The following is a 20,722-nucleotide window of genomic DNA, read 5'->3' as shown; positions in this document are numbered from 1 at the left end:
CTCGATGCGCGACAGGCGATGCGTGGGCGCGCTTCGCCTGTCGCGCCGACTGCCAGGCCTTTCAACCGTTCACGGATTCGTCAGCGTGAAGGTCGGTTTCCGGTAGCCGATGCCGGCCCGGTCGAGCTTCGGCAATTCGCGTTGCGTGAGCAGCGTCGCGAAGCCGGCCCAGTCGCGCTGCAGCGCGGCGATGTCGACGTGGTGCGTGTCGCCGCGCTTGAAGCGCACGCCGGCCGCATACGGCAGCTCCCAGTCGGCCCGGTGCCACGCGCGCTCGGCCAGCGCGAGCAGCCGCGGGTAGGTCATGTATTCGAGGAAGGTGTCGTTGCGCATCACCTCACCCCACGCCTGGCCCTGCATGCCCTCGATGCGCGGCGCGGGGCCCGTGCCCGTCACCTCGAACGCGTTGCCGTCGCGGTCGCCCATCACCTCGGCGTTCTGCGGCAGGTTCTCCGGCGCGAGCGAGAACACCTTGTACTCGTCGGTCGCGTGCGAGCCCCAGTAGTAGCCGCGCTCGCGCGGATTGAGCGTGTACGGGAAGTCGAAGTACAGGTAGTCGGGCAGCGCGAGCACCGTCTGGTAGCCCTTGCCGCTCAGGTCGCGCGCGCTGTCCGACGCACCCCAGAAGATCGTATCCCACAGCGACACCATCACGTGGCGCGTGCTGAAATCCCGCGGCCCGTTCGCATGCTTGATGCCGTCCTGCCACGCGGCCATCGTGCCGATCCCGTTCGCGTCGACCGCCGCGCTCACCTGTTTCGCGAAGCGCGTCGGCAGCTCGTCGATCGACTTGATCTCGCCGCGCTGGAGCAGCGCCGTGCACGCGGGCGACCGCGCCCACGGCTTGTCCTGCGCGGCCAGATCGATGCGCCCCTTGTTCGGGTCGGTGCCGTTCAGCGGCTGGAAGCCGCCGCCGAGGAAGATGTTCTTCGCTTCGTCGCCACCGTAGTGCCAGGTCTGCAGCGGCGCCTGCGCGTCCGCGTGCATCGCCGCGATCTCGCGGATCACCTTCGACGCGAAGTTCAGCGCGCCCTGCACGCATGGGTTCAGGTCGCTGCGCCGGTCGTAGAACTGCACCGTCGTCAGGTTCGTCGTGTCCTGCGGGTCGAGCAGCCGATACGCGTTCGCTTCCTGCTCGCGGCCGGCCGCATGCAGCCGCCGGTAGCGCGCCTCCATCGTCACGACGGCAGCCCGTGCGTGCGCGGGCATGTCGATCTCGGGGATGATCTGCACGAAACGCGCGGCCGCGTAGCGCACGAGCGCCACGTAGTCGTCGCGCGTCAGGTAGCCGCCGCCCGAGCGGTTGTCGGGGCCGGAGCCGAGCTGCGGCAGCAGGCAGCGCGTCTCGTCCGGGTCGTGACAGCGGCGCGAGCCGATCTCGGTCAGCTCGGGCAGGCCGGGAATCTCGATGCGCCAGCCCTCGTCGTCGGACAGATGCAGGTGCAGCCGGTTGAGCTTGTACGCGCTCATCTGGTCGATCAGGCGGCGCAGCGTCGCCGGCTGCTTGAAGTTGCGCGCGAGGTCGACGTGCATGCCGCGATGCGTGAAGCGCGGCGCATCCTCGACGAGCATCGCGGGAATCGGGCCGCCGCCGGCCGGCGCGAGCGAGTAGAGCGTCTGCACGCCGTAGTAGAGGCCCGCGCGATCGTAGCCTTCGATCAGCACGCCGCGCGGCCCGATCGCGAGCCGGTAGCCGCCCGGTGTCGCGAGGTCGGCCGGCAGCCGGCGCGGCGCGACGAAGCCGCGAACCGGCACGCGTGCGCCGTCGAGCCCGAGCGTCGTCGCGCGCTCGCGCAGCGCCGCGACTTGCGCGTCCGGCAGGTCCGGCAGCGCGAGTTCGACGCCGCGCAGCTCGAGCGTGCCGGGCAGCGGCAGTTCGCGCTTCACGCTCGGCAGCGCGCGGCCCGGATCGGGCCGTGCGGCCACGGGCGGCGCGTTGCCGGTCGAATTGTTCTGCGCGTCGGCCGGCAGCGATTCGACGTAGCGCAGTTCGTTGTCGGTATCGTTGTAGCGCAGCACGGCCGGCGGCGCGCCGTCGACGACGACATACGGGCGCGGAATCACGTCGCTGTAACGCAGCAGCCAGTATTCGGCGACGAACGGCAACTCGATGCGCTCGCCGGGCGCGAGCCGCACCGAGCCCGGTTGCGGCGTCAGTTCGTACAGGTCGCCGGTGAGCCGCCGCAGCGCGAAGCCCGGGCGGTCGATCCGCAGCAGACGGCGGATGCTGTGCAGATAGAGTTTCCAGCCGCCGTCGGCGATCGCCTGGTGGCCGCGGTTCTGCAGGATCAGGCGGCCCGTCGCGCAGGCCGCGCCGTCGGCGCCGAGATCGGCGCAGGGTACGCCGGCGGTGGCCGCATGGTTGTTGTCGACGGCCACGCGCAACGCGAGCCCGTTCGACAGCACCGTCGCGAGGCTGGCTGCTTGCGCGGCGGCCGACGCCGGTACCGCGGCGATCGCGGTGGGGGGCAGCACCGCGAGCAGCAGACCGGCAATGAGGGAAGGCAAGGTACGCTTCAATTCGAACTCCTGAGAAAAAGAGGGCGTGGCGGCGTCGTGACGCGACGTCGCTGCGATCGGGTCTTTCAGTGGAGCTGCGGGAGATGCCTGCACGCGGGGCGATGCGGCTGCACCGCGCGCATTCGGCACGCGGGAGCGTGCGTTACGGAACGGGAGGCGGGCATGCGTGCCGATCGGATCGGCGCGGCCGCGTGCGCGGATTCATCGGCGGCGCGCGGCAACCGCCGCGACGACGACGCGGCCGCGGCCGCGGCCGACGGCATACGTGCGGCCGCACACGATCGCGACGACGGCGCGCGCCGCGGCACACGGACGTCGACACGGCGCGCACGCGCACGCCACACACGGGATTCGCATGTCTCCCCCACCCAGAAGGAATCGGCCTGTCAGCGGCCGTGTCCAACGATCTTATGAAACCTTTTATTGGTATTCAAGTGGTATCAATCTGGCGCTAAATTGGCATCGATGCATGACGCCTGCCGCGCGCGGCCAGGACGAAAAAAACCTCGCGTGAAGCGAGGTTCTTTCCCTTCCGGGCGGTGGCGGCGCGCGATCGGCGCGCGCGTCACGCGTCAGTGCGCCGGTGCGCCGATGCAATCAGTCGCGGCGTGCCCGCACGGGCGCTTCCTGCGTCTTCTGCCGCGCTTCGAGCCACATCGCGTTGACGATGCCGAACGACAGCGCGACGCCGATACCGAGAATCCAGCTGAAATACCACATGGTCCGACTCCTTGCGAAACGGTGGAACGGCGGGCGAGGCGCCCGCGCGCCCCGACCCGGTTCAATGCATCAATACATCGAGTGCTTGTTCTCTTCGAGCGTCTGGTGCGTGACCTTCCCGCGCATCACGCGATACACCCAGCTCGTGTAGATCAGCACGATCGGCAGGAACACGATCACCGCGAACAGCATCACCTGCAGCGTCATGTGGCTCGACGTCGAATCCCACACGGTCAGGCTGCTGCGCGGGTCGAGCGACGACGGCATGATGAACGGGAACATCGAGAAGCCCGCGGTCAGGATCACGCCGGCGATCATCAGGCCCGTGCAGAAGAACGCCGTCTTTTCCTGCTTCGAGCCGGCGAGCAGCAGCGCGAGCACGCCGCCCGCGATCCCGACGACCGGCGCCGCGATCATCCACGGATAGTCGCCGTAGTTCGCGAGCCACAGGCCCGAACCGGCGGCGACGTCCTTGAGCAGCGGGTTCGCGACGGTGTCGGTCGGCGCGGCGTGGGTGATGTGGAAGCCGCCGATGTAGGAGGCCACCAGCACGCCGGCCAGCACGAACAGCACGACCGCGAGGAACGACGCCACGCGCAGCGCGATCGACGCACGGCGCGCGATCGCGCCGTCGGTCTTCATCTTGATGAACGCCGCGCCGTGCGCGACGAGCATCGTGAGGCTGACGAGCCCGCACAGCAGCGCGAACGGGTTCAGCAGCGCCCAGAAGCCGCCGTAGTAGGTCACGCGCAGGTCGCTGTCGAACTTGAACGGCACGCCCTGCAGCAGGTTGCCGAACGCGACGCCGAACACGAGCGCCGGCACGAAGCCGCCGGCGAACAGGCCCCAGTCCCAGCCCGCGCGCCAGCGCGGGTCCGGCCGCTTGCTGCGGTAGTCGAAGCCCACCGGCCGGAAGAACAGCGCGAACAGCACGAGCAGCATCGCGAAGTAGAAGCCGGAGAACGACGCCGCGTAGACGAGCGGCCAGGCCGCGAACATCGCGCCGCCCGCCGTGATCAGCCACACCTGGTTGCCTTCCCACGTCGCGCCGACCGTGTTGACGATGATGCGGCGCTCCTCGTCGGTCTTGCCGAGGAACGGCAGCAGCGCGGTCGCGCCCATGTCGAAGCCGTCGGTGACGGCGAAGCCGATCAGCAGCACGCCGACGAGCACCCACCAGATCAGCTTGAGCGTTGCATAGTCCATAGCGATTCCTTGTTCCGTTGCGAGGGCGTGTTCAAACCGCGGCCCGCTCGCCGGCAGCGGCGAGTTCGTGGTGATAGCGGCCGGTATGCAGCGACGACGGGCCGAGGCGCGCGTACTTGAACATCAGCTTGATCTCGATGACGAACAGCGCGGTGTAGAACAGGATGAAGCCGGCGAGACTCAGGTACAGGTCGCTCGGCTGCAGGCTCGACGCGGACAGGTGCGTCGGCAGCACGCCGGCGATCGTCCACGGCTGGCGGCCGAGCTCGGCGACGATCCAGCCGAATTCGATCGCGATCCACGGCAGCGGGATCGCCCACACCGCGTAGCGCAGGAACCAGCGGCGGTTGTCCTGCAGCAGTTGCCGGCGCGCGCAGAACCAGAACGCGGCAACGAACGTCGCGACGAACAGGAAGCCGAGGAACACCATGATCCGGAACGAGAAGAACACCGGCGCGACGGGCGGGATCGTCTTCTTCGCGGCGGCCTTGATCTGCTCGGGCGTCGCGTCGGTCACGTTCGGCGTGAACTGCTTGAGCATCAGCCCGTAGCCGAGATACTGCTTGTGCTGGTCGAACAGCGCGCGCGTCGCGTCGCTCGTGTCGCCCTGCTTGATCTTCTGCAGCGCACCGTACGCGATCATCCCGCTCTGGATGTGCTCCTCGCTGTGCTTCGCGAGGTCGCGCAGGCCGATCACGGGTTCGTCGATCGAGCGCGTCGCGATCAGGCCGAGCGCGTACGGGATCTTGATCGCGTAGTCGGTGCGCTGTTCCTCCTGGTTCGGGATGCCGATCAGCGTGAACGACGCGGGCGCCGGTTGCGTTTCCCATTCGGATTCGATCGCGGCGAGCTTCATCTTCTGCACTTCGCCGGTCGTGTAGCCCGATTCGTCGCCCAGCACGATCACGCACAGCGTGGCCGCGAGGCCGAAGCCGGCCGCGACCGCGAACGAGCGCAGCGCGAAGTCGACGTCGCGCTTCTTCAGCAGGTACCACGACGACACGCCGAGCACGAACATCGCCGCCGACACGTAGCCGGCCGACACGGTGTGCACGAACTTCACCTGCGCGACCGGGTTGAACAGCACGTCGAACAGGCTCGTCATTTCCATGCGCATCGTCTGGTAGTTGAATTCGGCGCCGACCGGGTTGTTCATCCAGCCGTTCGCGACGAGGATCCACAACGCGGACAGGTTCGAGCCCAGCGCGACGAGGAACGTGACGATCAGGTGCTTGACCTTCGACAGGCGGTTCCAGCCGAAGAAGAACAGGCCGACGAACGTCGATTCGAGGAAGAACGCCATCAGGCCTTCGACCGCGAGCGGCACGCCGAAGATGTCGCCGACGTAGTGCGAGTAGTACGACCAGTTCGTGCCGAACTGGAATTCGAGCGTGATGCCGGTCGTCACGCCCATCGCGAAGTTGATCCCGAACAGCTTGCCCCAGAACTGCGTCATGTCCTTGTACACCTGTTTGCCGGTCATCACGTAGACGGCTTCCATGATGACGAGCAGCCAGGACAGGCCGAGCGTCAGCGGCACGAACAGGAAGTGGTAGAGCGCCGTGATGCCGAACTGCAGACGCGACAGATCGACGACTTCGCTACTTATCATGGTGGTCTCCCTCGGTGGGTGCAGGCGCCGGCACCGAGAGCAGCTTCTCGGCCACGGCGGCAGGCGGCAACGACATGTGCTCGGCCTGCGGATGATTGAAGAATGCGTATTTGAGCGACATCAGGAGGATCAGCTTGACGATCAGCACCAGGGTGATGTCGCGGGTGAGGGTCGGTCCGCGCGCCCATGCGGCGATGCGCGCGCGCCAGCCGATCGGGCCGGCCGGCCGCGAGGGCGGCGCAGGCTCTTTATTGATCGAGATCAAGGCGATTATCCTGAATCGATTTAGGTCGGATTGGGGGCGACTTTACGTCGGATTGGTGACGGCCGTGAAGCTGTTTTAATCCTTTTACGCCTGACGTGCCAATTTTAAAAGGACTGCTTTCCGATGCCGAGTGCTGCGCTGCGGCAGACCGTCGCGAAACAGGGGTTAAAAATTGAGGTGGATCAAGGTTATGCGGATGAGCGTTGCAAATAGCGCAATGCCGGATGAATCAGTTCAATTAACGGGTGGAAGGCGGGGTGGAAAACGGGGTGTGAAACGCGCTGAAAAGCGCGTCAAAAGCAGTGGAAAACGGACGAAAAAAAACCGCTGCCGGTCGGGCAGCGGTTTCGATGCAGTGCTCTGAATCGCCGGGATTTACGCGTATTCGGCGAGGGCCGTGCGCATCTTTTTCATCGCGCTCGCTTCGATCTGGCGGATGCGTTCCGCCGACACGCCGAACTCGGCGGCGAGATCGTGCAGCGTCGAGCCGCCCGAGCCGTCGTCGTCGACGTGCAGCCAGCGCGCCTCGATGATGCGGCGGCTGCGCGCGTCGAGCGCGTCGAGCGCCTGCGCGATGCCGTCCGTCTGCAGCATGTCGCGCTGGCGCGCGGCGAGCACGGCGGTCGGCTCGTTGTGCGAGTCGGCCAGGTAGGCGATCGGCGCGTACGACTCCTCGCCGTCGTCGACCTGCCCTTCGAGCGCGATGTCGCCGCCCGACAGGCGCGTTTCCATCTCGGTCACTTCCTCGCGCTTGACGTTGAGCTCCTGCGCGAGGCCGTCGATTTCCTCCGGCGTCATCGCCTGCATGCTCTTCTTGTGGCTGCGCAGGTTGAAGAACAGCTTGCGCTGCGCCTTCGTCGTCGCGACCTTCACCATGCGCCAGTTGCGCAGGATGTACTCGTGGATCTCGGCCTTGATCCAGTGAATCGCATACGACACCAGGCGCACGTTTTGCGCCGGGTCGAACCGCTTCACGGCTTTCATCAGGCCGATGTTGCCTTCCTGGATCAGGTCGCCGTGCGGCAGGCCGTAGCCGAGGTAGTTGCGCGCGATCGACACGACGAGACGCAGGTGCGACAGCACGAGCCGACGCGCCGCGTCGAGGTTGTTGTCCTCGCGGAATTCGGTTGCGTACCGGCGTTCCTCTTCGGCGGTCAGCAGCGGAATGCGATTGACGGCCTGGATGTACGCGTCGATGTTGCCGAGCTGGCCGGGCAACATCGATTGGGCTGCGAGCGCCAGCGAGCCTGCCGATTCGGCCTTGGCCGGCGTCGGGCGCAGGGTGTTCGGGAGGGTCAGGGCGTTGCTCACTAAAAACTCCTTTGGAATCAGGGGCAAACCCCCGGTCTCGGTTGAGATTCCGGAGGCCATCTTAGCACTCCCGCAAGATGAGTGCTAATTCCTTAGAGGCCACGGGGGCATCCAAGTTCCCTATTTTCTATCGAATCAGTCGAGTCGATAGTCTATTCTGCGACAAGGCCTCCGCCGCGAAGTTCCGTAAGCCGTTGTTTCTGATGGGAATCGGGAGACGATTTCGATTTTTGTCGTTTTGGAAGCAAACAATTTCGCTTCGTGATGCCGATCCGAAAAGTCCTTTACCATACCATTCAGTTCGCTCGGGCCGGGCCGTCGCGGCAGGCTCCATTCAACCCACAAAGTTGGAGTGTCAGATGAACAATAAGAAGAACCGTCGGCCCCGCGGCCGGGTGGTGCTGCACGCGACGCTGGCGGCGTCTCTCCTGGGCGGATCGGGTGCGGCTTTCGCGGATCGCTGGGGAATCCAGGCGGGCGGCGGATTTTCCGATCGCCACGGGATCGACAAGGCCGATCTCGGCGTGGTCTGGGATCCGGGCTGGAACTGGTGGGAAATCGGCGGCTGGCACTTCGCGTTCGTGATGGAAGGCCATGTCGGCTACTGGCACACCGGCGGCAACGTGCACGCCAACATCGGTGAATTCGGCGCGACGCCGATGTTCCGTTTCATCAAGAGCGCGGGCCAGGTTCGCCCGTTCGTCGAGGCCGGCGCCGGCATCCGGTTCCTTACGCATCCGACGATCTCGAACAATCTGTCGCTGTCGACATCGTTCCAGTTCGCGGACGTCGTCGGCGTCGGCGCGCAGTTCGGCGAACGGCAACAGTATCAGGTTGGTTACCGTTTCCAACATGTGTCTAACGCGGGTATCAAAGAGCCGAATCCTGGTATAAATTTCCACCAGTTCTACCTGCAGTACAACTTCTGATCCGCACGCCGGCGCACGGCGGGCGCGTTGCCGAGGAGTCAGGCGATGGCGAAGGTGGTCGATGCGATCCGCGCGCTCGAGCGCGATCGGTTCCGGGCGATGGTGGACGGCGACGGCGAGGCGCTCGACGCGCAATTGTCGGACAAGGTGTTCTTCGTGCACACCAACGGCAAACGCGAAACCAAGCAGCAGTTCATCGACGCCATCGTCGCCGGCCGCCGCCGCTATCGTCAGATCGAGGTCCAGTCGCAGGACCTGCTGCCCGTCGGCGATGCCACCTGCGTCGTGACCGGGCGCGCGTTGATCGAGATGGAAACGAACAATGGCGGCCTCGTGTTTCCGATTGCCTACACGGCCGTGCACACGCACGAGCACGGGCAGTGGCGGCTGCTCGCGTGGCAGGCGACGCGGTGCGCGACCGAAACATGAGCGCGGGTGGCGCCCCCGGGTAGTGTCCCTTTTCATGCCTCGACCGAAGCGGCCTTCTGAGCCGCTTTTTGCTGCCTCGTGCGGCGCGGATCGCGCGGCGCACGGGCGGTCACGCACCGCTCGCTGACATTCAACCCTGCATCGAAGCCCGGCGCTCAGGCCGCCGCGCGGCGATCCGCGCAGTGCCATGCCGAGCGGTTGATCGCGCTGACGAGCGCATCGAGCGCCGCGCTCGCCGCATCGGCGTGCACGCCGACGCCGTGCCGCAGCGGCGCGTCGCCGACCCGGCAGCCGACCGATACCGCGATCCGGCCGTCCGCGGCGCGCACGTGTTCGCACGACGCAATGTCGACGGCGGCGCCGGCGGCCGTCGCAAAGGCCGCGGCGAAACGTCGCACGGTGTCGTCGGGCGTCGCGTCAGCGGCGGGCGCCGCCGCGATCTCGCGGTTCCGCCAGCGCGCGCCGCTGCCGTGGCGTGCGGCCGGGCCGTCGGTTTCGAGGAATTCGCGTGCGAACAGCGCGCAGATCGCGTCGCCCGTCACTTCCTCGCCCGACGCGTCGGCGAGCGTCTGCACCGCCTGGCTGAATTCGATCTGCACGCGGCGCGTCGGCGTGAAGCCCATCCCGCGTTCGAGCAGGAACGTCGCGCCGCCCTTGCCGGACTGGCTGTTCACGCGGATCACCGCGTCGTAGCTGCGGCCGAGATCGGCCGGGTCGATCGGCAGGTACGGCACTTCCCAGACCGCGTCGGCGCGCTGCTGCGCGAAGCCCTTGCGGATCGCGTCCTGGTGCGAGCCCGAAAACGCGGTGAACACGAGGTCGCCCGCGTACGGGTGGCGCGGATGCACGGGAATCTGGTTGCAGCGCTCGACGACGCGGCGCACCGCATCGATGTCGGAGAAATCGAGGCCCGGGTCGATGCCTTGCGTGTAGAGGTTCAACGCGAGCGTGACGAGATCGACGTTGCCGGTGCGCTCGCCGTTGCCGAACAGGCAGCCCTCGATGCGGTCGGCGCCCGCGAGCAGCGCGAGTTCGGCCGCCGCGACCGCCGTGCCGCGATCGTTGTGCGGATGCACGGACAGCACGATGCTGTCGCGATACGCGAGGTTGCGGTCCATCCATTCGATCTGGTCGGCGAACACGTTCGGGGTCGCGGCTTCGACGGTGGCCGGCAGGTTGACGATCATCTTGTGATCGCGGGTCGGACGCCACGTCTGCGCGACCGCGTCGCAGATCTCGCGCGCGAACGTCAGCTCGGTCATGCTGAAGGTTTCCGGCGAGTACTGGAACGTCCAGTGCGTATCGGGGCGCGCGGCGGCGTGTTCCTTGATGATGCGCGTGCCGTCGATCGCGAGCGCCTTCACGTCGTCCTTCGACATCCCGAACACGATGCGGCGGAACGACGGGCAAACCGCGTTGTACAGGTGCACGATCGCGCGCGGCACGCCTTCCAGCGCGTCGAACGTGCGCGCGATCAGGTCTTCGCGCGACTGCACGAGCACCTCGATCGTCACGTCGTCGGGAATCCGCTTGTCGTCGATCAGCTTGCGGACGAAATCGAAATCGGTTTGCGACGCCGACGGAAAGCCGACTTCGATCTCCTTGAATCCGATCGCGATCAGCATCTCGAAGAACTCGAGCTTCTGCTCGATGCTCATCGGCTCGATCAGCGACTGGTTGCCGTCGCGCAGGTCGGTGCTCATCCACACGGGCGCGCGCTCGATGGTGCGGGCCGGCCAGCGGCGGCCATTGAGGCGGACGGGCTCGAACGGACGGTACTTGTCTTGCGGATTGCGCATCATCTTCTGGACCTCGGGTCTCAAGTCGCGAGCGAAGACGGGCGGCATGGGCGATGGTTGGCGCTGCCTCGCACCCCCGGCGCGCGATGGCGCCATGGATGCGGATGATCTTCGCGAATCGGCCGACGGATGGACGGACGAAGGCTGACGACTTCGGGTTGTAAAAACTGCGAGAGGGGTACGGCGAGGAACTGCTGGGAGGACCGTGCGGACAGCACACGGCGCTACGACAGCCTTAGGCTAGTCGTAGCGATAGCGGCCGCGCTAGGCGGCCGGAGGTAATTCGGAGGGTGTTCGGAAAGGAACGCATGACGCCAACTCTATGCCAGGATGCGCTCCCGTGTCAAATATCGGGATAACGGGGCGGGCGCCGCCGCGCCGTCAGCGCGCGACGCGGGCGATCCGCACGATCGTCGCGACCTGCCGCGCGACCGTGTCGGGCACCGGCACCTCGCCGCGCAGCACGGCGTCCGTCCACGCGGCCGTGGTGGCCGCATCGCGCGACTCGGGCAGCGCGACGGGCGGCGCGTCGGTCGACGAACGCTCGGCGTCGATCAGCGTGTCGCACACGCCGTCGTGCAGCCAGTCGACCTGCACCTGGCGCCGCGTGTCGGCCACCGCTTCGCCTTCGGTGCCGCGCGCGAGCAGCGCACCGCCGAGCGCGGCGTCCGGATGATCGCGGAACAGCTGCGCGAGGCTGTCGCGGTACGGCGGGTGCGTGTAGTTGACGAGCCGCAGCCCGGCCGGCGCGAACGGCTGCAGAATCTTCACGAGCGTATGCGTCGAGTTGCGCACGCCGAGCACGCTGCGCATCGACAGCAGGTGCGCGATGCGCGGCGCGAGCACGTCGATCGGCGCGAATGCGACGCGGCGCTCGGCGAGCGTGTCCTCGATCGCATCGTGCGACGTCGACGGCGCGAGCGACAGCGCCGAGAAGATCTCCGCGCTCGTCACGCGGCCCGGATCGCGCTCCACCCCATGCACGAGCACCGGCACGCCTTCGCGCGCGAGCAGCAACGCGAGCAGCGGCACGAGGTTCGGCTGCTTGCGCGCGCCGTTGTAGCTCGGGATCGACACCGGGCGGAACGCGGCGTCCTGCACGTGCACGGGCTCGAACGACGCTTGCGCGGCGGCGAGCATCGCGGCCAGCTCGTCGGCCGATTCGCCTTTCAGCCGATAGGCGATCAGGATCGCGCCGAGTTCGAGGTCCGACACGCGCGCATCGAGCATCGCGCGATAGAGCTCGAACGTGTCCTCGGCGGACAGGGCGCGCGCGCCGTTCGGGCCGCGGCCGATTTCCTTGATGAAGCGGGCGCAAGGGAACGGGGCGGCGGGATCGTGGGAAGCGGTCATCGGAACGTGGGGCGGGCGGCCGGCATCGGCCGCGCGGTGAGCGGTGAGGAATGCCCCGAGTATCGCACGGGCGCGGCCGCGCATCGCGCCGCGCTACACTCTGGTTCCCGGCGCCGCGCGCACCGGCTGCGCCGCGCCCGTGCCGCCGCCGGCCGAATACGACCAAAAGCGAGACATCCCATGAAGCTCTACAGCTATTTCCGCAGTTCCGCGTCGTACCGCGTGCGGATCGCCCTGAACCTGAAGCAATTGCCGTTCGACTATGCGCCCGTGCACATGCTGCGCGACGGCGGTGAGCAACTGAAGGACGCGTACCGCGCGCTGAATCCGGATGCGGTCGTGCCGACGCTGATCGACGGCGACGCGACGCTGCAGCAGTCGCTCGCGATCATCGAATATCTCGACGAAACCCATCCCGAGCCCGCGCTGCTGCCGAAGCAGCCGGTCGATCGCGCGTACGTGCGCGCGATCGCGCTGCAGATCGCGTGCGAAATCCACCCGCTCAACAACCTGCGCGTGCTGAAGTACCTGAAGCACACGCTGAAGGTGCCCGAGGACGCAAAGAACGCGTGGTACCGGCACTGGATCGAGGCGGGCTTCGACACGCTGGAGACGCGTCTCGCGAACGATCCGCGCACCGGCAAGCTGTGCTTCGGCGACACGCCGACGCTCGCCGACGTGTGCCTCGTGCCGCAGGTGTTCAACGCGAACCGCTTCTCGATCGATACGACGCGTTTCCCGACGATCCAGCGGATCGTCGACCATGCGGCGACGATCGATGCGTTCAAGGCCGCCGAGCCGGGTGTGCAGCCCGACGCGGAATGAGCGCGACCGCATGAAAAAGGGCGCCCGAAGGCGCCCCGTGCGAGGCGAGCCGGCGGCGGTCAGCCCAGCAGCGCGTCCGCGAATTCCACCGCGCTGAACGGCTGCAGGTCCTCGACCTTCTCGCCGACGCCGATGAAGTAGACGGGCACCGGCCGTTGCCGCGCGATCGCGGCGAGAATCCCGCCCTTCGCGGTGCCGTCGAGCTTCGTGACGATCAGGCCGGTCAGGCCCAGCGCGTCGTCGAACGCCTTCACCTGCGTGAGCGCGTTCTGGCCGGTGTTCGCGTCGATCACCAGCAGCACCTCGTGCGGCGCGCCGTCGTGCGCCTTCGCGATCACGCGCTTCACCTTCTTCAGCTCTTCCATCAGGTGCAGCTGCGTCGGCAGGCGGCCGGCCGTGTCGGCCATCATCACGTCGATCTTGCGCGCGCGCGCGGCGCTGACCGCGTCGAAGATCACCGCGGCCGGATCGCCGCTTTCCTGCTGCACGACCGTCACGTTGTTGCGCTCGCCCCAGACCGCCAGCTGTTCGCGCGCCGCCGCGCGGAACGTGTCGCCGGCGGCCAGCAGCACCGACTGGTCGAAGCTCTGCAGATGCTTCGCGAGCTTGCCGATGCTGGTCGTCTTGCCCGCGCCGTTCACGCCGGCGATCATCATCACGAGCGGCTGCGCGCGGCCGAGCATCAGCGATTTCTCGAGCGGCGCCAGCAGCTCGACGAGCAGGTCGTGCAGCGCATCCTTCACCTGCTGCGGATCGGTCAGCCGGCCCGCGCGCACCTTCTCGCGCAGCGCGCCGAGCAGGTATTCGGTCGCGTCGACGCCCGCGTCGGACATCAGCAGCGCGGTTTCGAGCTCCTCGTACAGGTCTTCGTCGATCTTCGTGTTGACGAAGACGCCGGTGATGCTCGAGCCCGTCTTCGCGAGCCCCGTTTTCAGGCGTGCGAGCCACGACTTCTTCGCGGAGGCGTCCTGCTGCGGCGGCGGGACGATCTCGACCGTCTCGACGACTTCGTCGCGGCCGTCGTTGGTCGGCGTGACCGTCATCACGACGGCCGGCGCGGCCGGTTGGGCACTCGCCTGCGGCAGCTCGGCCGCGGGTGGCGCGTCGGCGTCGGACGCTTCGTCCGCTTGCTGCGCGTCGGCCGATTGCGATTCCGCCGGATCGGGCTCCTGCGTTTTCTTGAATCGTTTGAAGAAACTGAACATGGTCTGGCGTCGGGAAGAGGGCGGGCCGCCGCCGGGGGCGGGGGCGCCGGACGGGCCGTTCTGCGTTCGCGTGGGCGCGGCGCTCGGCGGCCGAAACCGTGCATTTTATCAGTGCGGCGTGGCGCTCGCGTCAGCGCGCGTCGCCGCTGTGGTAACGTGCGCCTGTTTGGCGGCGCGCGGCTGCGCGCGTCCGGTCCCTCCGTTGTCGATATTCCCGAATGTCCCGTTCCTCTTCCGGCCGCTCAGCGGCCCCTTCCGGCCGCGGCAAGCCGCACACGATCCGCATCATCGGCGGCGACTGGAAACGCACGCCGCTCGCGGTGCTCGATCTCGACGGCCTGCGCCCGACGCCCGATCGCGTACGCGAGACGCTGTTCAACTGGCTCGGCCAGGATCTCGAAGGCTGGCGCTGCCTCGACCTGTTCGCGGGCACCGGCGCGCTCGGCTTCGAGGCCGCGTCGCGCGGCGCGGCGAGCGTCGTGATGGTCGAGCGCCATCCGCGCGCGGCGCACCAACTGCGTGCGATCAAGGACAAGCTCGGCGCCCGTTCGGTCGAGATCGCCGAAGCCGATGCGCTGCGGCTCGCGGCCGGGCTTACGCCGGGCGCGTTCGACGTCGTGTTCCTCGATCCGCCGTTCGACGACCTGGCCGCGCTCGAGCGCGCGATCGCGTTGGCGGCGCCGCTCGTCGCGGCGGACGGCGCGCTGTACGTCGAAACGGGGGCGGAACTCGATCCGGCCGCGCACGACGCGCTGGCTGGCTGGCAGGTGGTGAAGCGCGGCAAGGCGGGGGCGGTTCACTATCATTTGCTGCGGCGCGAAAATGATGAATAATGCGCGTTCCATACGAGGCGGCGCGCCGCAAAGGCGACGCATGCCCATCTCGGCAGCGGCGCGTGCATCGCACGGCTGCCATCCCGTTTGCGTGATGACAGGAGGAGCGACATGGTAGTCGCCGTGTATCCCGGTACGTTCGATCCGCTGACGCGCGGGCACGAAGACCTCGTGCGGCGCGCGTCGAGCATTTTTGATACGCTGGTGGTGGGCGTTGCCGACAGCCGCGCGAAAAAGCCGTTTTTCTCGCTCGAAGAACGTCTGACGATTGCGAACGAGGTGCTCGGCCATTACCCGAACGTGAAGGTGATGAGTTTCACAGGCCTCCTGAAGGATTTCGTCCGCGTCAACAATGCGCGCGTGATCGTGCGCGGGCTGCGCGCCGTGTCCGATTTCGAGTATGAGTTCCAGATGGCGGGGATGAACCGCTATCTGCTGCCCGACGTCGAGACGATGTTCATGACGCCGTCCGATCAGTACCAGTTCATCTCGGGAACGATCGTGCGTGAAATCGCGCAATTGGGCGGCGATGTCAGCAAATTCGTGTTTCCGTCCGTCGAGAAATGGTTGACCGAGAAAGTCGCCGCGATGGGAGGCCCCGCCGCGTGACGCGGCGTCGGCCGGTTTCGTTGCGAGGCCGGCCGACGGCCTGAAGAAGTGAGATCAGTATGGCTTTGATGATTACCGACGAGTGCATCAATTGCGACGTGTGCGAGCCCGAGTGCCCGAACGGCGCGATTTCGATGGGCCCGGACATCTACGTGATCGACCCGAACAAGTGCACCGAGTGCGTCGGCCATTTCGACGAACCGCAGTGCCAGCAGGTGTGTCCGGTCGAATGCATTCCGCGCGATCCGCAGCATGACGAATCGCACGCGCAATTGATGGAGAAGTATCACGCGTTGATCGCCGTGAAGGGCGACGACGCATCGTGATTCTGCGCTGACGCGCGCGTCTCGATTGGCCCGCGCGCCGCGCTGTCGGATCGGCGCCGCCCGGCGCCGATCTTTCCGTGTCAGGCCAGCAGCGCGCGCAACGCCGCGACGAGCGCATCGCATTCGGCATCGGTGCCGACGGTGATACGCAGGTGCTGGTCGATCCGCGGCAGCCGGAAGTGCCGCACGAAAATTTCCCGTTCCTTCAGCTTCGCCGCGATCGTGCCCGCATCGTGCGCGGGATGGCGCGCGAACACGAAATTCGCGGCCGACGGCACGATCTCGAAGCCGAGTGCGCCGAGTGCCTGCGTGAGCCGCGCGCGGCTGTCGATCACGCGCCGGCAGGTGGCGTTGAAATGATCGGTGTCTTCATACGCGGCCTGTGCGGCAACCTGCGCGAGCCGGTCGAGCGGGTACGAGTTGAAGCTGTCCTTCACGCGGTTCAGCGCGTCGATCAGCGCCGCATCGCCGAACGCGAAGCCGACGCGCATGCCCGCGAGCGAGCGCGCCTTCGACGTCGTATGCACGACGAGCAGGTTCGGATGACGGTCGATCAGCGTAATCGCCGACTGCGCGCCGAAATCGACGTACGCTTCGTCGATCACGACGACCGACGACGGATTCGCGGCCGCGATCCGCTCGACGTCCGCAAGCGGCAGCGCGCGCCCGGTCGGCGCATTCGGGTTCGGAAACAGCACGCCGCCGGCGTCGTCGAGATAATCGTCGACGCGGATCGAGAAATCGTCCGCGAGCGGCACGACCGTGGTCTCGACGCCGTACAGGCGCGCGTAGGTCGGGTAGAAGCTGTACGTGATGTCGGGAAAGCGCAGCGGCCGGTCGTGCTTGAGCAGCGCCTGGAACGCGTGCGCGAGCACCTCGTCGGAGCCGTTGCCGACGAACACCTGCCCGGGCTGGATGCGGTGATGGGCCGCGACCGTCTCGCGCAGCGCGCGCGCGACCGGGTCCGGATAGCGGCGCAGCGTGTCGCCGGTGTCGCCGAGTTCGCGTGCGATCGCCGCGACGACGCGGGGCGACGGCGGATAGGGATTCTCGTTGGTGTTCAGCTTGACGGGGTGCGCGAGCGCGGGCTGTTCGCCCGGCACGTAAGGCACGAGTTGCTGAACGACGTCGCTCCAGTAACGGCTCACCGCTTGGCTCCTGTCGGGCAAAAACGTCCAGATTACCGCATGTGCGCGTCGCGGTGGGGCGGGCGAGGCCGCCGGGTTGCGCGGGACGGCCGATGCACCGGGCCGGTGCGACGGGCGATCAGTTGCGATGCAGTTGCATCGTCGCGCGGTCGAGTTCGCCCTTGACGACCATCGGCATCACGGCGAGCGCGCGTTCGATCGATGCGTCGATCACGTCTTGTTCCTCGCGGCGCGGCGGCTTCAGCACGAAGTTCGCGACGTCGGGCTTCGCGCCGGCGCGCGCACTTTCCGGAATCAGATCGCGCGGATGGCCGATGCCGATCCGCAGCCGCCAGTATTGCTGCGACGACAGATGCGCGGTGATGTCCTTCAGCCCGTTGTGGCCGCCGCTGCCGCCGCCGAGCTTCAGCTTCACGGTGCCGGGCGGCAGATCGAGCTCGTCGTGCGCGACGAGGATCTGGTCGGGCAGGATCTTGAAGAATTGCGCGAGCGCGACGACCGACTGGCCGGAGCGGTTCATGTAGGTCTGCGGCTCGAGCAGATGGACTTCCTCGCCGTGCAGGCGCGCTTTCGCGTAGAAGCCGTGGAAGCGGCGTTCGTCGCGCAGCGTCGTGCCGGCTTCGCGGGCGAGCTGGTCGACCAGCCAGAAACCGGCGTTGTGGCGCGTCGCGGTGTATTCCGCCCCGGGATTGCCGAGGCCGACGATCAGTTTGATCATGACGTTTCGAAGGCGGCGGCGGCCGCCTGGGCGCAGAAAAAGAAAAACCCGCCGGGCAAGCCGCGGCGGGTTGCGTCGACCGTTTCGCGAAACGGATCGATGGGGCGCAGGCAGCCGCTCAGGCAGCCGGCGTTTCGCCTTCTGCTGCGTCCGACACGGCACCAGCCGGGATCGTCGCCGACGCGACAACCGGGTTTTCCGCGTCGACGTGCGCGACCAGCGTCACGCCCTTCGGCAGTGCGATGTCCTTCGCGTGCAGCGACTGACCGGCTTCGATCTTCGACAGGTCGACTTCGAGGAACTCCGGCAGGGCAGCCGGCAGGCACTCGACTTCGATTTCCGTCGCGACGTGCGAAACGACCGCGCTCGACAGCTTGACGGCCGGGCTGACTTCAGCGTTCAGGAAGTGCAGCGGCACCTTCGTGTGCAGCTTCTTCTTCGCGTCGACGCGCTGGAAGTCCACGTGCAGCACCAGTTGCTTGAACGGGTGGTATTGCACGTCGCGCAGCAGAACCTGTTGCGACTGGCCGGCCACTTCGAGATCGAGGATCGACGAGTGGAAAGCTTCCTTCTTCAGGGCGTGCCACAGGGCGTTGTGATCGAGTTCGATCTTTTGCGGGGCGGCTTCGCCACCGTAAACGATACCCGTGGTCTTACCGGCGTTGCGCAGGCGGCGGCTCGCACCCGTACCTTGCTGTTGGCGCTCGAAAGCGACGACTTTCATGTGATTCTCCAATGGCTGCCCGCGACCAGGCAGTAAAACGGGGCCATCAAATGGCGGCCCCCGATGAAACGGCCGGGGTTTCGTCTATCCCGTCCGATTGTGCAAAAAGCGAAGCGTTGCCGCTTCGCTTTTCGCGCATGCTTTGTTGCGTCGATTCGCGATCAGGATTCCGCGAACAGCGACATCACCGAATCGCCGCGGCGAATCCGCGAGAACGTCTCGGCCAGCAGGCTCGCGCTCGTCAGCGAGCGGATCTTCGAGCACGCCAGCGATTCGGCCGACAGCGGGATCGTATCGGTGACGACCAGCTCGTCGAGTGCCGATGCGGCGATGCGGTCCGCGGCGCCGCCCGACAGCACCGGGTGCGTCGCGTAGGCGAACACCTGCTTCGCGCCGCGGTCCTTCAGCACTTGCGCGGCCTTGCAGAGCGTGCCGGCCGTATCGACCATGTCGTCCATGATCACGCAGGTGCGGCCTTCGACTTCACCGATGATGTTCATCACTTCGGCGACGTTCGCCTTCGGGCGACGCTTGTCGATGATCGCGAGATCGCAGTTGAGCTGCTTCGCGAGCGCCCGGGCACGCACCACGCCGCCGACGTCCGGCGACACGACGAGCAGATCCGAGTAGTTCTGCTTGCGCAGGTCGCCCAGCAGGATCGGCGTCGCGTAGATGTTGTCGACCGGGATGTCGAAGAAGCCTTGAATCTGGTCGGCGTGCAGATCCATCGTGATGATCCGCTCGACGCCGGCGATTTCCAGCATGTTCGCGACGACCTTCGCCGAGATCGCGACGCGCGCCGAACGCGGGCGGCGATCCTGACGGGCGTAGCCGAAGTAGGGGATGGCAGCGGTGATCCGGCCGGCGGATGCGCGCTTGAGCGCATCGACCATGATCATCAGTTCCATCAGGTTGTCGTTCGCCGGTGCGCACGTGGATTGCAGGACGAAGACATCCTTGCCGCGCACGTTTTCCTGGATCTCGACCTGGATCTCGCCGTCGGAGAAACGGCTGACCATTGCTTTGCCGAGGGGAATACCAAGGATACTGACGACTTCCTGGGCGAGCGCGGGATTCGCGTTGCCAGTAAAGACCATCAGGCCATCATGGCTGTGGCTGCTCATCGTGCACCTGCTTCAGGCTTGGGCGGGAAATGCGGGAAAATTTTTGGCAGGGGAGGAAGGACTCGAACCCTCGCATGCCGGAATCAAAATCCGGTGCCTTGACCAACTTGGCGACTCCCCTACACTTAACTGATAACTTCACCGAACTCGTGTAGGCCGTTCGGCAAAGTAAAACTTCATGACGCGAAAGCGAAGAGCGGATGCTCGTTCAGGCTCTCGGCAACTGCGCCATTCCAACTGGCGGGCAGTTTGGCTTTCGCCGCTTCTGCCTCGTGCTTGCTGTGAAACGCTGCAAACACGCTTGCTCCGGAGCCGGTCATCCTCGCGGGGGTCACATCATACAACCATTTGACCGCCTGCGCAACTTCCGCGTACTTCCTTGTTACAACTTCCTGCATATCGTTCCGGCCGAAGCTATCTGGCCATCCCGCATCGCTGGTTTGCTGTGCAAGAAAGTCAGCAATTGTGACGGGCTTCGTATCTCTTGTCAACAACTCATCTGAAAATATTTCAGCGGTCGGGACATGAACGCGTGGCGTCACAACCAGGAACCAGCGAGTCGGCAATTCTACCTCAGCTAATTCTTCTCCGATACCCTCCGCGAACGCATTTTTTCCGAAAATAAAAAACGGGACGTCGGCGCCGAGTTTGACCGCGAGCGACTGGAGTTCCGCGCGCGGCAGATCCAGTTGCCACAGGCGGTTCAGCGCGAGCAGCGTCGTCGCCGCGTCGGAGCTGCCGCCGCCGAGCCCGGCGCCCATCGGCAGGATCTTGTCGATCTCGATGTCGACGCCGTGCGCCGCGCCCGTATGCGCTTTCAGCAGATTGGCCGCGCGCACGACGAGATCGCTTTCCTCGGGCACGCCGGGCACGTCGGTGACGCGTGCGACGCGGCCGTCGTCGCGGCGCGTGAAGTGCAGCGTGTCGCCCCAGTTCAGCAGCTGGAATACGCTCTGCAGATCGTGATAGCCGTTCGGACGGCGGCCGGTGATGTGCAGGAACAGGTTGAGTTTCGCGGGCGCCAGGCAGTTGCGCAGCGAGCGGGTCGAATCGGTCATGCGGGTAT

The 20,722-nt window shown here is 66.5% G+C and carries 20 protein-coding genes and 1 tRNA gene; 6 read left to right on the top strand and 15 right to left on the bottom strand.

Annotated elements, in window-relative coordinates; all coding sequences use genetic code 11:
- Positions 1 to 69 precede the first annotated feature (69 nt).
- From QZM15_RS27380 to rpoH, 6 genes are all read right to left on the bottom strand, one after another.
- A complete protein-coding gene (locus tag QZM15_RS27380) occupies positions 70 to 2,520 on the bottom strand; it encodes a family 20 glycosylhydrolase (protein ID WP_302107608.1) in 2,451 nt (816 codons plus the stop codon).
- A 597-nt stretch (positions 2,521 to 3,117) separates the two neighbouring features.
- Positions 3,118 to 3,240 (bottom strand): cytochrome bd-I oxidase subunit CydX, encoded by a 123-nt coding sequence (gene cydX, locus QZM15_RS27375; protein ID WP_006477761.1) that lies wholly within the window; start codon positions 3,238 to 3,240, stop codon positions 3,118 to 3,120.
- A gap of 69 nt (positions 3,241 to 3,309) precedes the next feature.
- The gene (gene cydB / locus QZM15_RS27370; protein ID WP_059575617.1) at positions 3,310 to 4,446 is read right to left on the bottom strand and encodes a cytochrome d ubiquinol oxidase subunit II; all 1,137 of its coding nucleotides are present in this window, start codon (positions 4,444 to 4,446) and stop codon (positions 3,310 to 3,312) included.
- 31 nt (positions 4,447 to 4,477) lie between these two features.
- The gene (locus tag QZM15_RS27365) at positions 4,478 to 6,058 is read right to left on the bottom strand and encodes a cytochrome ubiquinol oxidase subunit I (protein WP_059575619.1); all 1,581 of its coding nucleotides are present in this window, start codon (positions 6,056 to 6,058) and stop codon (positions 4,478 to 4,480) included.
- Entirely contained in the window at positions 6,048 to 6,329 is a 282-nt protein-coding gene (gene cydP, locus QZM15_RS27360; protein ID WP_226224961.1) for a cytochrome oxidase putative small subunit CydP, read from the bottom strand. Before cydP ends, QZM15_RS27365 begins: the two co-directional genes overlap by 11 nt.
- A 369-nt stretch (positions 6,330 to 6,698) precedes the next feature.
- The gene (rpoH, locus tag QZM15_RS27355) at positions 6,699 to 7,634 is read right to left on the bottom strand and encodes an RNA polymerase sigma factor RpoH (protein WP_060966632.1); all 936 of its coding nucleotides are present in this window, start codon (positions 7,632 to 7,634) and stop codon (positions 6,699 to 6,701) included.
- A gap of 359 nt (positions 7,635 to 7,993) precedes the next feature.
- On the opposite strand from rpoH, the gene QZM15_RS27350 reads away from it, so the two are divergent.
- Positions 7,994 to 8,563 (top strand): acyloxyacyl hydrolase, encoded by a 570-nt coding sequence (locus QZM15_RS27350; protein ID WP_059575624.1) that lies wholly within the window; start codon positions 7,994 to 7,996, stop codon positions 8,561 to 8,563.
- 45 nt (positions 8,564 to 8,608) lie between these two features.
- Positions 8,609 to 8,992: a nuclear transport factor 2 family protein gene (locus QZM15_RS27345; protein ID WP_059642650.1), complete on the top strand. Its 384-nt coding sequence runs from the start codon at positions 8,609 to 8,611 to the stop codon at positions 8,990 to 8,992.
- Positions 8,993 to 9,147: 155 nt separating this feature from the next.
- Here the strand turns inward: QZM15_RS27345 and leuA are convergent, their stop codons facing one another.
- Together leuA and ybiB are read right to left on the bottom strand one after the other, a co-directional pair.
- The gene (leuA, locus tag QZM15_RS27340; RefSeq protein ID WP_059575628.1) at positions 9,148 to 10,794 is read right to left on the bottom strand and encodes a 2-isopropylmalate synthase; all 1,647 of its coding nucleotides are present in this window, start codon (positions 10,792 to 10,794) and stop codon (positions 9,148 to 9,150) included.
- A gap of 378 nt (positions 10,795 to 11,172) precedes the next feature.
- Positions 11,173 to 12,144, bottom strand: a complete 972-nt coding sequence (ybiB, locus tag QZM15_RS27335) for a DNA-binding protein YbiB (RefSeq protein ID WP_060312535.1) — start codon at positions 12,142 to 12,144, stop codon at positions 11,173 to 11,175.
- Between the two features lie 180 nt (positions 12,145 to 12,324).
- Here ybiB and maiA point away from each other — a divergent pair, with 180 nt between their 5' ends.
- A complete protein-coding gene (maiA, locus tag QZM15_RS27330; RefSeq protein WP_302107607.1) occupies positions 12,325 to 12,969 on the top strand; it encodes a maleylacetoacetate isomerase in 645 nt (214 codons plus the stop codon).
- Positions 12,970 to 13,028: 59 nt separating this feature from the next.
- Here the strand turns inward: maiA and ftsY are convergent, their stop codons facing one another.
- Complete coding sequence (ftsY, locus tag QZM15_RS27325) at positions 13,029 to 14,174, bottom strand: signal recognition particle-docking protein FtsY (RefSeq protein WP_275905553.1); 1,146 nt, start codon at positions 14,172 to 14,174, stop codon at positions 13,029 to 13,031.
- Between the two features lie 218 nt (positions 14,175 to 14,392).
- Here ftsY and rsmD point away from each other — a divergent pair, with 218 nt between their 5' ends.
- The 3 genes from rsmD to QZM15_RS27310 all read left to right on the top strand — a co-directional run bounded on the left by rsmD (position 14,393) and on the right by QZM15_RS27310 (position 15,942).
- Positions 14,393 to 15,007, top strand: a complete 615-nt coding sequence (gene rsmD, locus QZM15_RS27320) for a 16S rRNA (guanine(966)-N(2))-methyltransferase RsmD (protein ID WP_124862546.1) — start codon at positions 14,393 to 14,395, stop codon at positions 15,005 to 15,007.
- 111 nt (positions 15,008 to 15,118) lie between these two features.
- On the top strand, positions 15,119 to 15,616 hold the full coding sequence (gene coaD / locus QZM15_RS27315; protein WP_014895999.1) for a pantetheine-phosphate adenylyltransferase: 498 nt from the start codon (positions 15,119 to 15,121) through the stop codon (positions 15,614 to 15,616).
- A gap of 59 nt (positions 15,617 to 15,675) precedes the next feature.
- The gene (locus QZM15_RS27310) at positions 15,676 to 15,942 is read left to right on the top strand and encodes a YfhL family 4Fe-4S dicluster ferredoxin (protein ID WP_006477774.1); all 267 of its coding nucleotides are present in this window, start codon (positions 15,676 to 15,678) and stop codon (positions 15,940 to 15,942) included.
- Between the two features lie 80 nt (positions 15,943 to 16,022).
- Here the strand turns inward: QZM15_RS27310 and hisC are convergent, their stop codons facing one another.
- The 6 genes from hisC to ispE form a co-directional block, all read right to left on the bottom strand.
- Complete coding sequence (gene hisC, locus QZM15_RS27305; protein WP_302107606.1) at positions 16,023 to 17,090, bottom strand: histidinol-phosphate transaminase; 1,068 nt, start codon at positions 17,088 to 17,090, stop codon at positions 16,023 to 16,025.
- 118 nt (positions 17,091 to 17,208) lie between these two features.
- The gene (gene pth, locus QZM15_RS27300; protein WP_060009005.1) at positions 17,209 to 17,808 is read right to left on the bottom strand and encodes an aminoacyl-tRNA hydrolase; all 600 of its coding nucleotides are present in this window, start codon (positions 17,806 to 17,808) and stop codon (positions 17,209 to 17,211) included.
- 118 nt (positions 17,809 to 17,926) lie between these two features.
- Complete coding sequence (locus tag QZM15_RS27295; RefSeq protein WP_059575641.1) at positions 17,927 to 18,532, bottom strand: 50S ribosomal protein L25/general stress protein Ctc; 606 nt, start codon at positions 18,530 to 18,532, stop codon at positions 17,927 to 17,929.
- 161 nt (positions 18,533 to 18,693) lie between these two features.
- Positions 18,694 to 19,656, bottom strand: coding sequence for a ribose-phosphate pyrophosphokinase (locus QZM15_RS27290; RefSeq protein WP_059575643.1), 963 nt, complete (start codon positions 19,654 to 19,656; stop codon positions 18,694 to 18,696).
- Positions 19,657 to 19,700: 44 nt separating this feature from the next.
- Positions 19,701 to 19,777, bottom strand: a tRNA-Gln gene (locus QZM15_RS27285).
- Between the two features lie 55 nt (positions 19,778 to 19,832).
- Positions 19,833 to 20,714, bottom strand: a complete 882-nt coding sequence (gene ispE, locus QZM15_RS27280) for a 4-(cytidine 5'-diphospho)-2-C-methyl-D-erythritol kinase (RefSeq protein ID WP_302107605.1) — start codon at positions 20,712 to 20,714, stop codon at positions 19,833 to 19,835.
- Between the last annotated feature and the right edge of the window lie 8 nt (positions 20,715 to 20,722).

The organism is Burkholderia sp. AU44665 (assembly GCF_030504405.1).
In the GTDB taxonomy this organism is placed as follows: domain Bacteria; phylum Pseudomonadota; class Gammaproteobacteria; order Burkholderiales; family Burkholderiaceae; genus Burkholderia; species Burkholderia semiarida.
This window is presented reverse-complemented; position numbering and strand designations above follow the sequence as displayed.